The sequence below is a fragment of the Gemmatimonadota bacterium genome, from assembly GCA_009838845.1.
Lineage (GTDB): Bacteria > Latescibacterota > UBA2968 > UBA2968 > UBA2968 > VXRD01.
Genome location: VXRD01000022.1, coordinates 93,261 through 111,218, shown reverse-complemented (window position 1 = coordinate 111,218; position 17,958 = coordinate 93,261). Strand labels below are relative to the sequence as shown.

The 17,958-nt window shown below is 50.6% G+C and carries 13 protein-coding genes; 4 read left to right on the top strand and 9 right to left on the bottom strand.

The annotated features are described in order from the left end of the window. Window positions 1–48: 48 nt before the first annotated feature. The 9 genes from F4Y39_03440 to F4Y39_03400 form a co-directional block, all read right to left on the bottom strand. Window positions 49–1,782 carry a restriction endonuclease subunit S gene (locus F4Y39_03440; GenBank protein ID MYC12757.1) on the bottom strand — a complete coding sequence of 578 codons (1,734 nt, stop codon included), beginning with the start codon at window positions 1,780–1,782 and terminating at the stop codon, window positions 49–51. Continuing rightward, window positions 1,779–3,281, bottom strand: a complete 1,503-nt coding sequence (locus F4Y39_03435) for an N-6 DNA methylase (GenBank protein ID MYC12756.1) — start codon at window positions 3,279–3,281, stop codon at window positions 1,779–1,781. Before F4Y39_03435 ends, F4Y39_03440 begins: the two co-directional genes overlap by 4 nt. 68 nt (window positions 3,282–3,349) lie before the next feature. Then, window positions 3,350–5,680: a DEAD/DEAH box helicase gene (locus F4Y39_03430; GenBank protein ID MYC12755.1), complete on the bottom strand. Its 2,331-nt coding sequence runs from the start codon at window positions 5,678–5,680 to the stop codon at window positions 3,350–3,352. Window positions 5,681–5,749: 69 nt separating this feature from the next. Then, window positions 5,750–6,364: a hypothetical protein gene (locus F4Y39_03425; GenBank protein MYC12754.1), complete on the bottom strand. Its 615-nt coding sequence runs from the start codon at window positions 6,362–6,364 to the stop codon at window positions 5,750–5,752. A gap of 24 nt (window positions 6,365–6,388) precedes the next feature. Next, window positions 6,389–9,424, bottom strand: a complete 3,036-nt coding sequence (locus tag F4Y39_03420) for a TonB-dependent receptor (protein ID MYC12753.1) — start codon at window positions 9,422–9,424, stop codon at window positions 6,389–6,391. Window positions 9,425–9,480: 56 nt separating this feature from the next. Beyond that, a complete protein-coding gene (locus tag F4Y39_03415; GenBank protein ID MYC12752.1) occupies window positions 9,481–10,188 on the bottom strand; it encodes a phytanoyl-CoA dioxygenase family protein in 708 nt (235 codons plus the stop codon). 4 nt (window positions 10,189–10,192) lie between these two features. Next, a complete protein-coding gene (locus tag F4Y39_03410) occupies window positions 10,193–11,500 on the bottom strand; it encodes an alpha-L-fucosidase (GenBank protein MYC12751.1) in 1,308 nt (435 codons plus the stop codon). Between the two features lie 12 nt (window positions 11,501–11,512). Next, a complete protein-coding gene (locus F4Y39_03405; protein MYC12750.1) occupies window positions 11,513–12,511 on the bottom strand; it encodes a Gfo/Idh/MocA family oxidoreductase in 999 nt (332 codons plus the stop codon). A gap of 16 nt (window positions 12,512–12,527) precedes the next feature. Next, window positions 12,528–13,445: a TIM barrel protein gene (locus F4Y39_03400; protein ID MYC12749.1), complete on the bottom strand. Its 918-nt coding sequence runs from the start codon at window positions 13,443–13,445 to the stop codon at window positions 12,528–12,530. Window positions 13,446–13,560: 115 nt separating this feature from the next. Here F4Y39_03400 and msrA point away from each other — a divergent pair, with 115 nt between their 5' ends. The 4 genes from msrA (at window position 13,561) to F4Y39_03380 (ending at window position 17,904) form a co-directional block, all read left to right on the top strand. Next, window positions 13,561–14,097 carry a peptide-methionine (S)-S-oxide reductase MsrA gene (msrA, locus tag F4Y39_03395; protein ID MYC12748.1) on the top strand — a complete coding sequence of 179 codons (537 nt, stop codon included), beginning with the start codon at window positions 13,561–13,563 and terminating at the stop codon, window positions 14,095–14,097. Next, window positions 14,094–15,119 carry a Gfo/Idh/MocA family oxidoreductase gene (locus tag F4Y39_03390; protein ID MYC12747.1) on the top strand — a complete coding sequence of 342 codons (1,026 nt, stop codon included), beginning with the start codon at window positions 14,094–14,096 and terminating at the stop codon, window positions 15,117–15,119. The genes msrA and F4Y39_03390 overlap by 4 nt, the downstream gene beginning before the upstream one ends. A 9-nt stretch (window positions 15,120–15,128) precedes the next feature. Beyond that, window positions 15,129–16,451, top strand: coding sequence for an insulinase family protein (locus F4Y39_03385; GenBank protein MYC12746.1), 1,323 nt, complete (start codon window positions 15,129–15,131; stop codon window positions 16,449–16,451). A gap of 127 nt (window positions 16,452–16,578) precedes the next feature. Next, window positions 16,579–17,904, top strand: coding sequence for an insulinase family protein (locus tag F4Y39_03380; GenBank protein MYC12745.1), 1,326 nt, complete (start codon window positions 16,579–16,581; stop codon window positions 17,902–17,904). Window positions 17,905–17,958: the final 54 nt, after the last annotated feature.

Sequence of the window (17,958 nt, the reverse complement as noted above, 5' to 3'; positions counted from 1 at the left end):
CAAAGGATATTGTGTAGGAATTGATCGATATATTGAGGTCCAAGCACGTCACTTACTTACAATTGACGCTCCAAAAGAGATGTCCGACGCTTGATGCAGCATTTTTTCGTCTTGAGTATTTATATAATTGACAGCAGCAGATATAAAGGTCGCGTTATGTTTCTCGCTGACGCTAAGGTGTTGCTCTAGCTGGTCAATCAGCCCCATTAGTTCATTGACCTTCGCGACGATACGGTGCTGTTCGGCGAGAGGCGGAATTGGCACGCGAGCACCTGAGATACGCTTCAGGGCCAGTTTTGGTTGGGCCATCTGCTTTATCTTTTCTTGAAACTGTTCTTGCACATCACCCGAGCGGAGAACCAATAGAAGAAACTTCTTGTCCACTTCACGGAATACGATCTTTGCCGCATTCTCCGTCAGATTCTGACCGTGAAAATGTCTCGGAACCTCGCCGACATCTCCAATAGTTCCAGCGATCGTGATGTATAGGTCCTCTCTATCAATAGTGTACTTGGCAATTCGATCTCGCACATCATCCGAGATGTATTGGAGATTTTCAGTCGAAATTGATCCGTCTTTCATATCTGTAACGCGGATGTAGATGTTGCCGGTATTCTCAGTGGAAAAAGACGCACCAGCCGGTAATCGTTTTCCGCCAAGTACTAGAGCGAAATCATAGAGGTGTGTCCAAACCCAGTGGGTTGGAGAACTGACTTCCCCCGCCGATTCCGACAATTCAGGCTCGCTATTCCTGCGAATCTTGCGCTCAATTATCTCCCGGCTCTTTGATGTCTTAGCGCGTCTCAGCAAATTCGCCGCCGGTTCCTCACCCGGATCCTGCGGGACCAATCGCCCCCGCACTGCAAGCTGAAGTACGGCTTCGCGTAGTGGCGTCAAATCATCAGGTGTAGTGAACAAGTCTTCTACCTGCTCGGCAATGCGTGTCCATGCAGCCTCGACTTCTGCGGGCGTAGCGGCATTGCATAGCGCGGCGAGAGCTGAGTTCCGGGCTGCGGTGCGGACGGCCTCTCGGCTACATCGGGAATTCTCCAGCCGGTCAATCAACCCCATCAATTCATTGATCTTGGCTACGATGCGGTGTTGTTCAGCGAGAGGTGGAAGTGGAACAACCAACTGTTCCATTTTCTCCTTTGTCAAGTGGACCATTGAAATACCATGGCCTGCATTCTTGATGTCCTGAGTCTTCTGGAGAAGAACATTGTATAGATACTGCTTCCTCAGATCGATTTCACTAAAAAGCGACAGTTTCCAGATATGATAGTGATAAATTACTTTAGGCCCACGCCAAATAAACGGCCCAAATGATGCGGACCACGCATAGATTAAATCGCCTTCTTCGCAATATTTGTCTTTATCGAGATCAAGGTCCGAGTAATACCATTGATTTGATGTGAAAAGGTTGCCAACACGCAGGACAGGCGTTCCTTCCAGAAGAAGTTCACTTTTTTTATAGGCTCGTCCGTTGAGTACTTGGGTAAGATCCGAAAGATGTGCTGAGGCCCAGCCACTTGGTAAATGATAATTCAGCCTTGTTAACGCAGGGTCCACAACCTTTCGTACCTTAACTCGGCCCTTTCTTGATGTTCGCGCTTTGGCCGCCGCAATCCGTTTTAACAATTTCGACGCCGGTTCGTCATTCGGATCTTGCGGCACAAGCTTCCCTTGCACGGCAAGCTGAAGTACCAACTCTCGCAATTGATCAATACCCCCCGGGGCTTCTGTAATCGTATCAAAAACCTCAATGAACTCCTTCGTCGTCATGCTGTTCTCTCCAATGCCTCGGCCAACGCCTGCTTTAGTTGATCTCTTACTTTGGTCGCCGCTACTCGTTCCTTTTCGTACAATGCCAGCAGTTCATCAGGATCACCGTGACTGCTTTCAACTGTGTTGGGGTTGGCGATGTCGAGGTTAAAGTCACGCTCGCGTATCTCGTCAATGCCGACTTTCCATGCGAACTCGTTTTCAACCCGATTGTCCCACCACGCCTTTTCAGGCTCAAACTCTTCAATCCGCATTGGTTTGGTCTTGGAGTAGGATTTGTAGCCTTCCGGGTAGGGATGCTCGTAGTACCAAACCTCAGTGGTCGGTCTCCCTTTTTCGAAAAACAGCAGGTTGGTTTTGATGCTGGTGTACGGTGCGAATACTCCGTTGGGCAGACGCACGATGGTGTGCAGCTCGCATTCGGTGAGCAGGCGTTTTTTCAAGCGGGTCTTCACGCCCTCACCGAATAGAGTACCGTCCGGCAGGACCACTGCGGCCCGGCCACCAGGCTTGAGCAACTCCACGATCAATATCAGGAACAGGTCTGCGGTCTCACGGGTGCGGAACTGGGCTGGAAAGTTGCCCTCAATGCCGTCCTCCTCCATGCCGCCAAATGGCGGATTGGTAAGCACGACATCGACCCGGTCACTCATGCCGATATCGTGTAGTGGCCGGGACAGAGAGTTTTTGTGCTGAATGCCAGTTGGTACGTCAATGCCATGCACAATCATGTTGGTGGTACAAAGCAAATGCGGTAAGGGCTTCTTCTCTATGCCCTGAATACTTTCTTGTAGTTGCATTTCTTGTTCGGGTGTCTTTACATCTTGTCGGCGAATGTGCTCAATGGCACACGACAAAAAACCACCAGTTCCACAGGCCGGGTCTAAAATGGATTCGCCGAGGCGGGGATTGATCATATCCACCGCGAATTGGGTCACTGCCCTCGGCGTGTAATATTCACCAGCGTTCCCGGCTCCTTGGAGGTCTTTGAGGAGTTGCTCGTAGATATTTCCGAATAAGTGCCGATTCGTGGCGTCGTTGAAGTCGATGTCGGATTGGATTTTGTTGATGACCTGTCGCAGCAGGGTGCCGGATTTCATGTACTGATAAGCATCCTCAAAAACGCCGCGCACCAGGCGGCGGCGAAGCACCCGCGTATCCTTTGCGAGCGATCCGACCTCCATGCCCTTGAGCGCGGGAAATAGCGTATCGTTGACAAAGGTGAGCAGTTTATCGCCAGTGTCACCTTCCGGATCAGCGGCCCAGGCACTCCAGCGCAAGTCCGCAGCAGTGCGGGTCTCGCCTTCCTCCACCCAGGTTACGTCGATCAAAGGAGACCTGAAATGGTCTTCGAGCATCTCTAATTCCTGCTCTCGATCATCCCATATTTTGAGAAATAACAGCCAGACAAGTTGACCAATGCGCTGAGCGTCGCCATCGACGCCCACATCCTTACGCATGATGTCTTGGATGGATTTGATAGTGGTGGATAGGGCCATAGTTCAGGCTCTCCTTTGTTCAGTTTGGTGGATAGTATAGTATTACGCATTGATCAAGCGTCTGTGCCTTATGCCACTTGGTCGTAGAGGGCTTCGGCAAGTGCCTGCACAGCGGCAATGTATTCGTCTTTACCTCCGAAATGCCGGACTAATTCTACTGGGGTGCCGAGGTCGGATAGAGGTTGTACACGCAGGATGCCGAGGTCTTCAACCGCAGTTAGCCCCTCGTCCGTGTACTTGTCAATTAGGGCGTTAAGGACAGCGCGGGCTTGTGTGCCGTAGCGAGTGAAGACGTCTCGCTCCTTGACCTTATTAGCTCGCTGGCGTCGGGTAAGCATAGGCTGATCGTACACTATGTGGCATATCAAGTCGAAAGCGTCGAATTCTCTGCCGACCTGCGCCCGTAACTCTTCAAATAGGACGCCATGATTGCCCAACTCTTCAATAATAGCCGCCTTCCGATCAGCCTCGTTCCATTGCTGGAGAAAATCGTCGAAGGTAGCATATTCCTGCTGAACGGTCTTTCGTGTGTAGTCGGTCAAGGACTCGGTGATGAGCTTGCCGTTCCGGTCCATGTAATGGACGCGCTCGGCTAAGACTTGCACTTCAACGTCGCTGACTACGTATCGAGTCGCACCTTCTATCGGTAGAGCTTCATTGTCTCCATTTTTCTCGTTATCATCTGACAGAATGGGATAGTCCCTGTGAGGCCCGTAGATGACCATTGGGGTTCCATCGAAATCTGGATCGGCAAACTGCTCAGTCGCCTTTCTGAAATCCATAATAGTGAACCAGAGCTTGCCCATATCTTCGTGGATACGGGTTCCTCGTCCAATGATCTGCTTGAACTCAATCAACGACTCTATGCGCTGGTCTATCACAATGAGTTTGCAGGTCCTGACATCCACGCCTGTTGTCAACAGCTTTGAGGTAGTGGCAATGACCGGATAGCGATGTTCGGGATGGATGAAGTCATCAAGCGCGAGCCGTCCCTCGTCGCTATCGCCGGTAATGCGGACTACAAATTTCGAAGTATTACCGGCCTCCTCTGGCAGATGTTTAGCGACCTCGTTGACCAGTGCTGAACGCATTCTTTCGGCATGGTCAATATTTTCACAAAAGACAATAGTTTTGCCGTAAGGGTCAGTGGCTAACATATACTCAACGATCTTTTCAGCGACGCGCCGAGTGCGTTCATTCAGGATCAGTACCCGGTCCATATCGAGCTGGTTGTAGATCCGGTCTTCAATCTCTTGTCCGAGGTCGTCGGTCATGCCCGCTGATGGTCGCCAGCCCTGTAAGTCCCTATCGAGGTCAATACGCATGACCTTAAACGGTGCGAGAAAGCCGTCTTCAATGCCTTGCTTAAGGCTGTAGCTGTAAATGGGTTCCCCAAAGTAAGTAAGCGTACTGACCTTCGTAGTCTCCTTTGGTGTTGCCGTAAGACCGAGCTGGATGGCAGGTTCAAAGTAATCGAGGATTTCCCGCCACGCGCTGTCCTCCCGGGCACTGCCCCGGTGACACTCATCAATGACCACAAGGTCAAAAAAACCTCGACTGAACTGACGATAGACGTTTTTCTCCTCCTCGCTACCACTGACGGCCTGGTAGAGTGCGACATAGACCTCATAGCTTGGGTCCATATTGCGATTTCCGACCTTGGTCATTACTGGGCCAAAGGGTTTGAAGTCGTTGGTGACGGCTTGATACGCGAGAATGTTCCGGTCCACAAGAAATAGTACCCGCTTGACCTTCTCTGCTTTCCACAGTCTCCATATAATTTGAAATACAGTGAATGTCTTGCCCGTACCAGTAGCCATGACCAACAGCACTCGACGCTGCCCTTGTGCGATGGCTTCAACTGCCCGCTGAATAGCGACGCGCTGATAGTAGCGAAGATTTTTACCTTCAAAGTCTTCGTGGTAGGGCTGGCGAGCGAGCTTATCGGATTCTTCGTCCAGTCCCTTCCATATTCGATATTGCCGCCACAAATCATCTGGGGATGGAAACTCATCCAGACTAAGTTGCTTTTCTATGGGGGAGGACTGGCCGGTACGGTCGTGGAACAGGAAGGCGTCGCCGTTCGATGAAAACACAAACGGCACATCAAGGGCTTCGGCATAACCGAGTGCCTGCTGCATCCCGATTCCAACCGAATTGCGATTATTTTTAGCCTCAACTACGGCCAGCGGAAGATTTGATTGGTAGAACAGCACATAGTCAGCCTTATTTTTTGTTTTTTCGTCACGCGAGGCCAGATTGCCCTGGAGGCGAACCTGACCAGCGGTGAATATATATTCACGGCGGATTTGAGTGTACTGATCCCAACCGGCTCTGCTGATCGCTGGGGTAATGAAGAGGTCGCATATTTCTGTTTCGTTCAGGATCTTTTTATTCATTGTGAATCTTCTTTTAGTGTTGAAGCCTTTTTAAGCGAGCAAAAAATGTAGCGCACGAGTTTCATGTTGTCATATGTTTTTCCGTCCATCACCGTACGCTTCCAGAACGGCGTTGCGGATTTGGTCATACCCCAGTGCCACGGCCCCCAGCTCTTTTAGACGCGAGAGCGAGACGGTCTTCTGGTTTCCAAGAGAGGTATCAAGCGTGCTCGTTGGTAGAATATAAAACTCCCACTGCGTCAGTTCAAGGGGATTGACGGTTCGACCATCCTTAGGAGTGAGAAGGCAAAAGACATACACATCGGCGTTGCGAACTCGCGTTTCTCCGTACTGGTTTGTTTCTGGATCCCAGGGACGTTTCTTTGCGATATTGAATGAGATTGCAGATGGTTTTTTCTGAGGCCATGACTGAAGGTAAGCGGCTGATTTGACTTCGATTTTAACTCCCTTCGGAGTCTTTATATCGACGGAATCCCACTCAACTCTGACCGGCGCACATGCCCCGGTGGCTTGACTTACGATGTATTCTGCGACCATGCCACGCAGGATATTGTTCAAGACATCGGAAGCCATCCAGATCCAGAAGTCCAGTACAGAAAAGGAGGCTGGCTCGCCCTTGTGAGTAAAGAAGGTATCAGGTCGAAGTGGCTCCGGCTTGCGTTGCACTGACTGAAACTCACTCATTTTCCATCTCCTTTCTCACAGCAATCAAAAAACATAGCGCATGCCGATTTGCACTTCGCGTGGGTCGCCGAGGCCCGATTGAACGGTGCCGTCAAAGTTGAAGAGCAGGCCCGCGGTGGAGGGATCGCGGAAGTTGTCTGTGTTGAGCAGGTTGAAGATTTCGACGATGGCTTCCAGATGGCTGTTGCCCAATGGGATGGGGCGGGACAGGCGCGTGTCCCAGGAGAAAAACGCATTGTCTTTGCGAAGGGTGTTGCGCTGGATAATGCTGCCGTCGGCGCATATACGATCAGAGATAGCACCCCAGGGATTGGTCGTGGGCTTGCCCGTGCAGGATGCGGAGGTGGGTTGTGCTGAATAGTAGCTTATGCGATTGTTGAGGAATATATCGCCGGGCAATCTGGTCAGGGTCCACAGATTGAAGCGGTGGCGCTGGTCGCGGTCTGAATAGCCCCATTCTCGGTCTAATTGCGTTGCATCGACGTAGCGGAAGGTGAAGGGATCGCGCTCGTTGTCGTCGTCGGATTTGTCCCAGGACAGGGTATAGTTCATCTGGAATTGGAATTTGTCTTGCACCATCTGGCGCAGCCCAAAGCTGAGGCCGTGGTAGCGCGATTTGGCCGTGCTTTCGACGACGGTTAAGTCGCCGATGCCGTTGCTGCCATTGGGACCCAAACCCGTTGACCAGGGAGAACCGAAGACCGCGTCGTTGCGGTTGACAAAGCGCGTGAGATTGTCGGTGTGGGAGTATGTATAGCCGAAGGTACCGACTACCCCCTTTGCAGGCAATTCGCGTTCGAGGCCGACATGTGTGCTGATGGTGCGGGGGTTTTTAAAATTTTTGTCGAAGACAAAGATATTGGGGCGGAAGGGATCGCCTGTGGGGGAGGGCAATAACTCGCCATAGGGTGGAGGCGGACCCAAAATGGGCGTCAGGGCGCTGGAGCGGAAGATGGATTGCCCGCGCGAGCCATTGGTCGAGCGGGTGCCCGCCAGGTTCAAGCCGGGGATGCGGGCGTAATAGATCCCCGCGCTGCCCCGCAACAGGGTCTTGTTGTCGCCGTGTACATCGTAAGCTATGCCCAACCGCGGCTGGAACATATCCCAGGTAGAGGGGATTTTGCCGTTGGAGGGGAATGTATATGTGCCCGTCTGATTGGTGACAGTTTTGCCAATGAAATCTGCGAAAAAGACCTCGTCCGGATCGGTGATTACATCGGGCTGGATCTGCGCTTCCCAGCGCAAGCCGTAATTGAGTGTGAGTTTGTTCGAGGGTTGCCAACTGTCCTGTACAAACAGAGCCAGTTCGTGCTGGGGGATCTTCTGTGTGCCTGCTTCTTCCACGCTCAGGCCGCCGACGCCGGACTGCTGCAAGTAGATGAGGACAGGCCCGGTAATTTCCGTTCCGTCGGGACAGGTCCCGGTGGTGCTAGTGCTGCCGTCGGAGCATTCGACATAGGTATTGCCCTGCTGGACGAAGTTGAGAAAGCCATCTACGGAATTGAAGATGTAGCGTCCATTGGCAAAACCGATAAAGGTTTGTACGGATTCGACGCGGTTCCATTCGATCCCGGCTTTGATCAGGTGATTGTCCTTGCTTATGGAGATATTGTCGAGCAACTGGATGCGAGAGTCGTAGTATTCGATGGGGATGAAGAAAGGCATGCCAAAGCGATAGCCGTGTACAAAGTCCATGCCCGTATCGGGAAAGGGCCGCCCGGTATTGGGATTGTGAGGTCCACCGTAGGGACGGGGACGGTCTTCGCGGGCGATTTGGAAGCGGAATTCGTTGATCGTGCTGGTGGATAGAAGTGATACCAGACTGCCGTTAAAGGCGTGTGACCAGTCCCTTTCTATGGCATTGGCGCTGCGCGCCCAGGAGTCAACATCAAAGGTGCCGTTTTCCTGTTCGGACCAGGTGTAATTGTATTTGAAGGTGGCGGAGTGTTCCTCCGACAGGTGGTAATCGACTTTGAGGAGAAAAGCGCGGGCATCGTTGGTGCGGTCAATGGCGCCGTAGTCGTCGGATAGGTTGAATTCGGAGGCCATGAAGTGGCGCAGGCGGGCATCCCCGCGCCCGATATTGTTCTGTCTGGTATCTCTGAAAATCTGCTGGTCATACGCGGCAAAGAAAAATGCTCTGTCCTTTTTTAGAGGGCCACCCAGGGTGAAGCCGAATTGCCCCTGTTTGAAATTGGGCGTGCGTTCCATCCCGTTGTGCCTAACTGTGCTGGACAGGGCGTCGTGTTTGCCAAAAAAATGCACGGAGCCGTGGAATTGGTTGGTGCCCGATTTGGTGATGACATTGACAAAGCCGCCGCTGGAACGTCCAAATTCGGCATTGGCTCCCTGGGGTATGACTACCATTTCCGCTACTGCATTTAAATTAAAGGTGAAGGCGGGGCGCTGTCCGCCGCGCTGTTCGCCGAAGAAGGGGTTGTTGAAATCCGCACCATCTACCGAGATGTTGTTGTGTATGCCGCGCTGACCGGCAATGGTCAATTCATCGCCGTCAGGGCCTTGCACAATGCTCACTCCTGGAGTCAACAGCGTGAGGTTGAGGAAGTTGCGCCCGTTGTTGGGCAGGTCCTGCACGGCTGCTTCGGGCAGGCGCGTGGCTGTTTCGCTCTGGGTGATGTCAACGGCGGGTCTCTTTGCTTCGATGAGGACTTCGTCCATTTGCAATGCCATTTTGAAGACGAGTTCCACTGTCTCGCCAACCCGCACCTGCACCCCTGTTTGACGCACTTCTGCTTGTCCTTCCGCCTGTACTGTGATGTCGTAAAAACCCAGGGGTAACAGGGTCGCGGTGAATATCCCCAGATCGGATGATGTGAGGGTGCGCCGGTAATTGGTGCTGGTTTCTTTGAGGGCGATGGTGGCATTGCCAATGGGGTTGCCGAACTGATCCCAGACAAAGCCGCGGATAACGCCGGTGGTTGCCTGAGATTGCGCCCATGTGGGTGCGTGCAATAGGGTAGCGCACAAGAAAAGGAAGGGTAAGACGCGGATGGGGGGGAGAAGCGAGAAAACCTTTAGTTTTGGGATTTTATATTTCATACAAGGTGAAAGTCGAGCGGGAACAACAGATCCCAAACGCCTGTTCTACCATCTCCTTATACGGATCTCAGAATTTTATACTGATCGCCATTGCCACGGGGCACAGTGGCCTCTTGATACGAGACAATAAATGCCCGCCGTATATGGTCTGTCTGGTTGCCTTTGGAATGATGCCACAAACAGGCGTGGAATAAAAGGATATCCCCGGCTTTTACAGGACAGGGGATCGCATCATCGAACATAAGATCGGCTGGTCCCATACACTTTGGGCATTGTCCGCCAAATGGTCCATGCGTGACCACGCCGCCCTTATGGCTTTGTGGCACGACCCACAAACACCCATTTGTCTCATCCGCGTCCTGTAGCGGTATCCAGGTGGACATGCGCGTTTTGCTCAGGGCGCGTGTATTGTAATACGCGTCGTCCTGGTGCCAGTGGCAGATGTCGTTGGAATGCGGCACTTTTGCCGTCAACTTGGCCGAATAAATCGAAATGCCGGGTTTTACAATGTCTTCGATCAGTGTCAATACCCGCTCATCCTGGGCAAATTGGCGGGTCACTTCTGATCGCAATCCCAACTGCATGATCCATCCCTTGTTGCGCCCCGTTTTTTTTTGTGTTTCCTGAAGTCGATCGATCTCGCGGTCGATTTCCGCGAGTTCCTCCAGCGGAAATATATCTGGCACAATCACATAGCCCTGTTCGCGATAGATCGCCACCTCGTCGGCACTGAGTTTGCGGAGGTCTGTTTCAATCATTGTCATTTTTTCACTCCTTCAAAAACAACTCGACTACGGGTACTGTCACATTGGGTTTTTGCACGGGCAATTCCAGTGTCAGGGTTTCTCTTTCAATACTGCTGTCTCCCGTGTGTCCAGCGCGGGGCTGGTGAAATCGCACTTCTGAAGCATCGTTTAATAACTGGGCGTATTCTACCTTGCCAGCAAATCCATCGAGATGCAGATAGCGGAACGGATAGGTGAACAGGTGTACGTACAGCCGATTGGTGTCGGGATTGTAGGTCAAGCGGCAATCCTCCGGCGTCTGAAATTCCTCTGGCGCGGCAGTACAGCCATAAATGGATCGGCTGTGCCATTTCATCCATTCGCCCATTCCGTTCAGGCAATCCAATGCTCGATCGTCAAATACCCCGCGTCCGGTCGGTCCAACATTGAGCAATAAATTGCCCCCGCGGCTTACCACGCCGACCAGCATTTGCACCAGTTGCTCGATGCTCTTCCAACTTGTTTCATCGCGGTGATAGCCCCACGACCCCGAAAATGTTTGACAGGTCTCCCACAATACGCGTTCGCCCTGATAGGTGACCCACTCGCGCGGCATAAATTGTTCGGGTGTGCGATAATCCCATCCGCCTTCCACATCGTCCAGGTCCAGCCGGTCGTTAATCACAATACCCGGCTGCAACTCGCGCGTCATTTTCATCAGTTCGATGCTGTTCCAATCATCTCGTCCCTTGCCGTCAAAACCCTCGGGCCTGCCCCTTGCGCCGGCTGGATAACTAAAATCGTAAAAGAGCATATTCACTTTGCCGTATTCGGTGAGCAACTCGCGGACTTGACCGTGCAAATACGCGGCGTATTGGGCTTGATCGCGAGGTTCGTTCAACTTGTCCTTATCGGGGTGGTTCCGCATACTGTGGACGGCGTCAATTCTGAAATGCGGATGGTGCCAGTCGATCAGGGAATGGTAAAAGCCGACCTTCATACCCCGCGACCGAAATGCTTCTACCATGGGTTTTAACAAGTCCCTGCGTGCGGGTGTATTGGTCGCTTTGTACTCCGTCAGTTTGGAGTCCCACAGCGCGAAGCCTTCGTGGTGTTTGGTGGTGACACAGAAATATTTCATGCCCGCGTTGGCCGCCGCATCTGCCCACGCTTCGGGATCGTACAAATCCGGATCGAAGTATTTCAAGTATCGATCGTATTGCGCGTCGGGTATTTCTTCTCGCTGCTTTACCCACTCGTGTCGCGCGGGCAATGCGTACAATCCCCAGTGGATGAACAATCCAAAACGGTCGTGTGTAAACCAGCTTGTGTCACCCTGTAGATCTGCCATGGGTTCTCCTTTTTATAGTTCTGATAGTAGCACTTCGCGTCCTTCCATCGCACTCGTGACGGCTCCGAAGACCATGGACATGGATTTTAGATTGTCTTCGGCATTGCATTCGGGTTGGCGGTCCTCTTGAAGGGCGCGAACAAATTCGTTGAGCACGGGATTTGGTCCGTCGCTTTCGTCGAGTTCGATTTGCTCGCGGATTTGTGGATTCTGTTTGTGCTTGAGTGTGTAAAAGAGGTCAAAGCCCTCCCACGTGAGCGTGCCTTTTGGCCCTTCGTAGCGCCATTCGCCGTTGTGTCCCGCAGGTACATGTCCCATTGTGCAGCCAATACCGCGATGTGTGGCGACAATGCCGTTTTCAAATTTGAAGACGATAATCTGGCAGGCGTCGCCCTGATGCCAGCCCCAGGGCAAATTCCAGGTGATGGCGTGTGCGCTGACGGGGTCGGCATTGAGGGTATAGCGCATCATGTCAAAGTGGTGGATGCCCATGTCGGTGAGGAACATATAGGGTTCCGTCACATAGTGGCTGCCCGGGTTGTCTGCCCAATCGACATAGAGCGATACGTCGAGTTGCGCCACGTCGCCAATATGTCTGGCTTCGAGCAAGCGCCTTGTGGTTCGGGGCAGTTCATTAAAGCGGTAGTTCTGTGTGATCATGTGTTTGACACCCGCTTTTTTGCCCGCTTCAACGATACGCTTAGCGGCTTCGAAGTTATCGCTCAGGGGTTTTTCGCCCAATAGATTGAGGCCCGCATCAAAGGCTTTCAGCGCGATGGTTTCGTGAACAGCGGGTGGGGTGACATCGACGACAAAGTCGGCTTCTACTGAGGCGGCATCGCTGAGGTCGTCGTAGATGAGATTCTCGGGTACACCGCGTTCTTCTATGGCGCGTTTTTTGTTTTCTGCTGAGGGTTCAACATAGGCGACCAATTCGACTTCGGGATGTGTTTCACACGCGGCCTGCCAGTGACGCGCACGACCTCCGAGGCCGACGAGAATTGCTTTCATGGGATAGACTCCTTACCTAAAAATCATCCGATTCGACATAAGCCTGGATCAGACGGTCTTCGCCTTCTTTGCCGGGCAGGCTGATGCCGTGTTCCATGCCGACGATGCTGGTGCAGCCTTTTTCGTGTAGATGCTTGAAGATACTTTTGTAGTTGATTTCACCAGTGGTGGGTTCTTTGCGACCGGGGTTATCGCCTACTTGAAAAACACCGATTTCAGACCAGCAGCGGTCGATATTGGGAATGAGATTGCCTTCGGTGATTTGCTGGTGGTAGATGTCAAAGAGGATTTTGCAACACGGGTGGTTGACGGCCTGGCAGACCAGATATGCCTGTGGCGAGCCAGCCAGATAAACGCGGGGGTGGTTCGTCAGGCGATTGAGCGGTTCCAATACCATTACCAGACCCGATTCTTCGAGAATGTCGCAGCATCGTTTGAGCAGTTCGATTACATTGGCTGTTTGATAATCCCACGCGAGTTTTAAGTCGTAAAGGCCGGGTACGACTGTACACCATTTTGCATTTACGCGTTTGGCAACTTCAATGGCGGCTTTGATATCTTTTAGTACAGCCTGTTTTGCATCTTCATCGTCGCCAGCAAATGTGACATCTGAAAAAGATCCCGTGGCGACAAAAACACCCATTTCGAGGTTTAATCGGGTCATTTCTGCGGCGATTTTTTCTTGCATTCCTATGTCGCGTTTGGGCATGCCATTGTCTTCCCAGGCTGTAAAGCCCTGATCTGCGGCGTATTTGAGTTGGTCGAGATAGTCATCGCCCGCGCTGTTTGAGAAATGGCCGTGGTGCGGGGCGTATCTGAGGTTGAATTCCCGTTGGGGCATGTAACTCTCCTTTAAGGTTGAAAAAAATAATGGTCTAAAACAAGGGTTTAATTTGACAGGATCGCGCGCGTGTGTCAAATAGAAAATCGCCATCTGCTGTGTGGTGAGATTCTGATTTCACCTTGACAAAAGACGTGGGGGGGAATATGATGCATGCAAAATGCAGCGTGTAAATAGCCACATAAGGAGTATTACTATGTCCAGTACAATGGAGACCGCGACGCTTGGGGGCGGGTGTTTCTGGTGCGTGGAGGCGATTTATCAGGATGTGATTGGCGTGCATAAAGTCGTGTCGGGATACGCAGGGGGAACGGTGGAGAATCCGACATACGAGGAGGTGTGTTCGGGTACCACAGGACACGCCGAGGTGGTGCAGATTGCGTTTGATCCGACTGTGATTTCGTTTGAGGAGATTCTGTTCATTTTCTGGCGTACTCATGACCCAACGACATTGAACCGCCAGGGGAATGACGTGGGTACGCAGTATCGATCGGTGATCTATTATCACGATGAAGAGCAGAAGAAAATTGCCGAGCAGTCAATGGCAGAGACAGAGGCATCGGATTTATGGGCTGATCCGATTGTGACGGAGATTGCGCCACTTCCAATATTTTATGAGGGGGAAGCGTATCATCAGAATTATTTTGTCGAGAATCCATATCAACCGTATTGCATCTTTGTTATCAATCCCAAAGTGCAAAAGTTTCGCAAGTCGTTTCGCAATAAACTGAGGGGTGAGAAATGAGTGTCGCACCTGTTCGCGTTGGGTTTATAGGCTGTGGGAAACAGGCGAGTGCATCGTGGTATCCCAATTTTGCAACCATACCGGAATTGGATCTGTACGCTTGCTGTGATTTGGAAGTGGAACTGGCAGAGCGCAATGCGCGATTTTTTGGAGCGAGAAGATGGTACACGGATTTGTCTGATATGATAGAGAAGGAAGACCTGGATGCCGTGATGGTCGTGGGGCCGCCGGATATGCATTTTGAATGTGGGAAGCAGGTGCTGGCAGCGGGGTTGCCGTTGATGATGGAGAAGCCTCCGGCGCGTTTAACAGCCCAGGCTCAGGAGTTGGCTGATATGGCTGAAGGACGAGGGCTTATTACGCAGATTGGTCACAATATGCGACACGCGCCCGGGGTGCAGAAATTTCGGGAATTGATGGCGACGCCCGAGTTTGGAAAGTTGCTTTTTTTGGAGAGCCGATATTTTATGCCAGGTCCGATGTGGCCGGATGATTCAGACTATCGCGCGGGCTGGCAGTATATGATTTTTCAGTCAACGCACGCGGTAGATCTCGCGCGTTTTTTGGGCGGGGAGATCGAGCGGGTTTACGCGGATTTGTCGGTTGGTGAGGGAGGACGATTTGCAATTGCCTGTACCGCGCATTTTGATAGCGGTGCAACCGGAATGATTACGCTGACGGGTTGTACCCCAAATTGGACGTGTAAGATTGAAGCGGCGGGCGATGCACAGGCGCATTTGCGTTTGGTGAATTTGCACACGTTGGATTTTGAACCCCATTCGCCCGAAGGGGGATACCAACCCTCGCCCGGTATTCCATCCCAATCTTATTCGCCCGCAGTGCGGGACAATGCGGAAAAACGAGGTGGATACTGGGGGCAAATGCAGGCTTTTGCGCGGGCTGTACAAAAAGGGGAGTCAGGTTCACCAACCCTGCGAGATGCGTGTCAGGCGATGGTGGTATGCGAGGCGATTTGCGATAGTATCGAGCGAAAAGCTCCAGTGGATGTCGAACTTTCGTGAGGTTTAAACATGAAGAAAATTTATGCGTTCATATTCTTACTGGTATGTGTCTTGCCGACGAGTACCTGTCCCGCCTATGAGCTTATTGGGACAGAGGTGTTGTCCAAAGAACTCACTGCACAGCATTATACCATCAATTCCAATCTCGACGCCGTGATTGTCGTGGATCGGACAATCCCGACCTTTGAATACCATACCTACTACAGTGCTGGATCGGCAGATGAAGAGGAGGGGAAGCAAGGACGAATACACTTCTTAGAGCATCTCATGTCAGGCACTGGAAGCCAGGACGAAATCATTAGCAAGAATGGAGGACAAAAAAGTGCTGCTACTTCTTATCATTCTACGCGCTTTATGCTGAGATTTCCAAAAGACAAATTTGATCTCGCTGTTGAGATAGATACGGAAAGATATTACAGCACAGTGATTAATGAAGAAGTCGTTGAAATGGAAAAGAAAATTGTACTGACAGAACGAAGCCGCAGACTGGCAAGTTTAACATCGAGGTTTGTTTATTCTTTTTCCAGCTTAATCTATGGAAAGAAGAACTTTATTAGCCTGGGTACTGAGGATTTTATTAAACAACTCGAACCCGTTGGTTTGAAAGCGTATCATGAGAATTTTCTACGCCGCCAAAAGAGATTGATTGTCATAATCGGCGATGTGGATTTTGATTATGTTCTGACCAAACTGGACGAAGCTTATGGCAATGAGCAAACACCGAACAAATTGTCATCTCCTCAACTTTCTAAGCCCAAAGTGTTGGGAAAAAAGTTTACGGTTACTTCAAGAGGTCTCAGTGTTGCCAAATTCAGGAAAAGCTGGTACCTGCCCAGTTTAGGTCATCGCGACTATGCGGGATTGCTCATTCTTGCTCGCATTTTAAATAAAAGCTCAAATTCATTGCGGTCTTATATAGTTGATTCTGGACTTGCAAAGGTTTTCAGTATGGGACTCAACCATTATAAAGGATTCAGTCTGATGACTTGCGCGGCAGATCTGCCCCATTCTACGTCCTCAGATGCTGTTCATGCTATTATTCGTATCGAGTTGGAGAAGATAAAATCCATCTCTGAAGATGAACTCAATGCAGCCCGCAATGAACAATTGCACAGCATGTATTCCGCATTTTACAACCGTTCGAGCATGGCTAATTCATTCGGTCAGGCATTCGCCCATACTAACGATCCCCTGCTGTATCCGAGATTGATCGGGGATATAGAATCTGTTAGCACTGAAGATATTCGGCGCATCATAGACCTGTACATGGCAGATGACAATTCCATAACCCTGTCCTTGAGATTAAGACAGGATACAAAAACTTCAAAATAGGATCTAAACCAATCTCCAAACAAGTTGGTATTGGAGATTGCTATTCCCATTTGGACTGTTGCTACAGTTCTGTTTGCGTCGATATGGATTATCAGAAAGTTGCACCAGAAATTTTCCCGAAAGGCCAATGAATATGTTTCTAAAAGTGACGCTTAGTTTTGCCCTGTGTTACGTGGTTGGTGTCCTGTCTGCTTTTGCCGAAATTCCCAACCACCATATTTTTTATCGCAATGACATACGCGCTCCGCTGACAAAAATTGATATTGTCTTCCTCGGAGCCGGGAGAAATCAGGACCAGCCTTCTCAAATTGGGCTTGCAAGAACAGTCTGGAGAATGATTTGGGATGCTGCAAAAAGACGAGGGTACATGGATCGGTTATCTGCATCAGGGGCCAGGTTCAATACCAGTACCAGTACATACTACCAGACCATATCCATTTCTGCCCTGTCCAGGAACTGCGGTGAGTCTATAAAAATAGTCGCGGATTTGATACAGAATTTAGAATTTTCCGATCTCGATTTGAAAGAGGTGAAAAAACAACTGACGACTATCTACCAGAATGATGTGCGAAGGAATGCCTCTATGATGAGAAAAACATTTGCTCTTTCACAAACAATGGGTATAAAAAAACAAAGGTCCTTAAAAACGCTTAAGAATCTCTCGCTTGAGGATATCAGACAATATTATGATCAGCTTCTGAAAACAGATGTCGTGTTTTTTAAGGTGATCTCAGACCTCGATTCCACTGAGGTCGCGAAGTTGCTTCGTCCAATTACAGAAGGAAGGAAGACTGGCGGATTTGTGCATTCATTGGCGGGTTTAGCAACCGATACTAAAATAGGCCCTACTGCTTTTGTGTTTAATTCAAGTATAAAGAGTGTTTTCTCTCACTGGTTGATCCCCATTGGAAATCTTGGTGAAGAAACCTATGTCCCTGCACTCATATCGAGTGCGCTTAGAGGTGATATTCATGGTCTAATTCCCAAATATTTTAGAGAAGAATTGGGATTGACCTATAGTCCTTCTTGTAGGGTGAGGGCATCGGAAGAGGTTATATATTTTGAAATTTACGCCGATCCTCAACTCCAAAATAGCGAAGAACTGATACAGAAAATGTCAGACTTTATCCGAGAGTTGCCCGACAATCCGCGCTTTTGGGAAGCACTCAAAGAGCGGCGTGAAATTCTCAAGGTGTCAGATGTCCACAACCAGACACCACAGAGGAGCCTGAACCGTGAGGTATATAGAGCCATTTACAACACGCCAAGACGCGAAGGCGGTTATGATTCGGTTACTGATGAGGATGTGCGTTCCTTTCTCGAAAAATTTTTTGTCTCGGATAACATGATCATGGTCTTTCGCGGACCAAAGGATAATATTAAAGATATTCTGAATACACACTGGCCGGAAGCTGAGGTGCATGAGCAGAGTTTGCGGAGTGTGATTGAGTGAAACTACCAGGATCGGGATGGGATGCGTGGAAGGGGCGGCGTAGATACAGCACTG

Coding starts and splice junctions, on each gene's coding strand:
- F4Y39_03410 (MYC12751.1), bottom strand. CDS start 11,500: ATGGCAGATCTACAGGGTGACACAAGCTGGTTTACACACGACCGTTTT.
- F4Y39_03415 (MYC12752.1), bottom strand. CDS start 10,188: ATGACAATGATTGAAACAGACCTCCGCAAACTCAGTGCCGACGAGGTG.
- msrA (MYC12748.1), top strand. CDS start 13,561: ATGGAGACCGCGACGCTTGGGGGCGGGTGTTTCTGGTGCGTGGAGGCG.
- F4Y39_03390 (MYC12747.1), top strand. CDS start 14,094: ATGAGTGTCGCACCTGTTCGCGTTGGGTTTATAGGCTGTGGGAAACAG.
- F4Y39_03430 (MYC12755.1), bottom strand. CDS start 5,680: ATGAATAAAAAGATCCTGAACGAAACAGAAATATGCGACCTCTTCATT.
- F4Y39_03425 (MYC12754.1), bottom strand. CDS start 6,364: ATGAGTGAGTTTCAGTCAGTGCAACGCAAGCCGGAGCCACTTCGACCT.
- F4Y39_03420 (MYC12753.1), bottom strand. CDS start 9,424: ATGAAATATAAAATCCCAAAACTAAAGGTTTTCTCGCTTCTCCCCCCC.
- F4Y39_03385 (MYC12746.1), top strand. CDS start 15,129: ATGAAGAAAATTTATGCGTTCATATTCTTACTGGTATGTGTCTTGCCG.
- F4Y39_03380 (MYC12745.1), top strand. CDS start 16,579: ATGAATATGTTTCTAAAAGTGACGCTTAGTTTTGCCCTGTGTTACGTG.
- F4Y39_03405 (MYC12750.1), bottom strand. CDS start 12,511: ATGAAAGCAATTCTCGTCGGCCTCGGAGGTCGTGCGCGTCACTGGCAG.
- F4Y39_03435 (MYC12756.1), bottom strand. CDS start 3,281: ATGGCCCTATCCACCACTATCAAATCCATCCAAGACATCATGCGTAAG.
- F4Y39_03400 (MYC12749.1), bottom strand. CDS start 13,445: ATGGCGATTTTCTATTTGACACACGCGCGCGATCCTGTCAAATTAAAC.
- F4Y39_03440 (MYC12757.1), bottom strand. CDS start 1,782: ATGACGACGAAGGAGTTCATTGAGGTTTTTGATACGATTACAGAAGCC.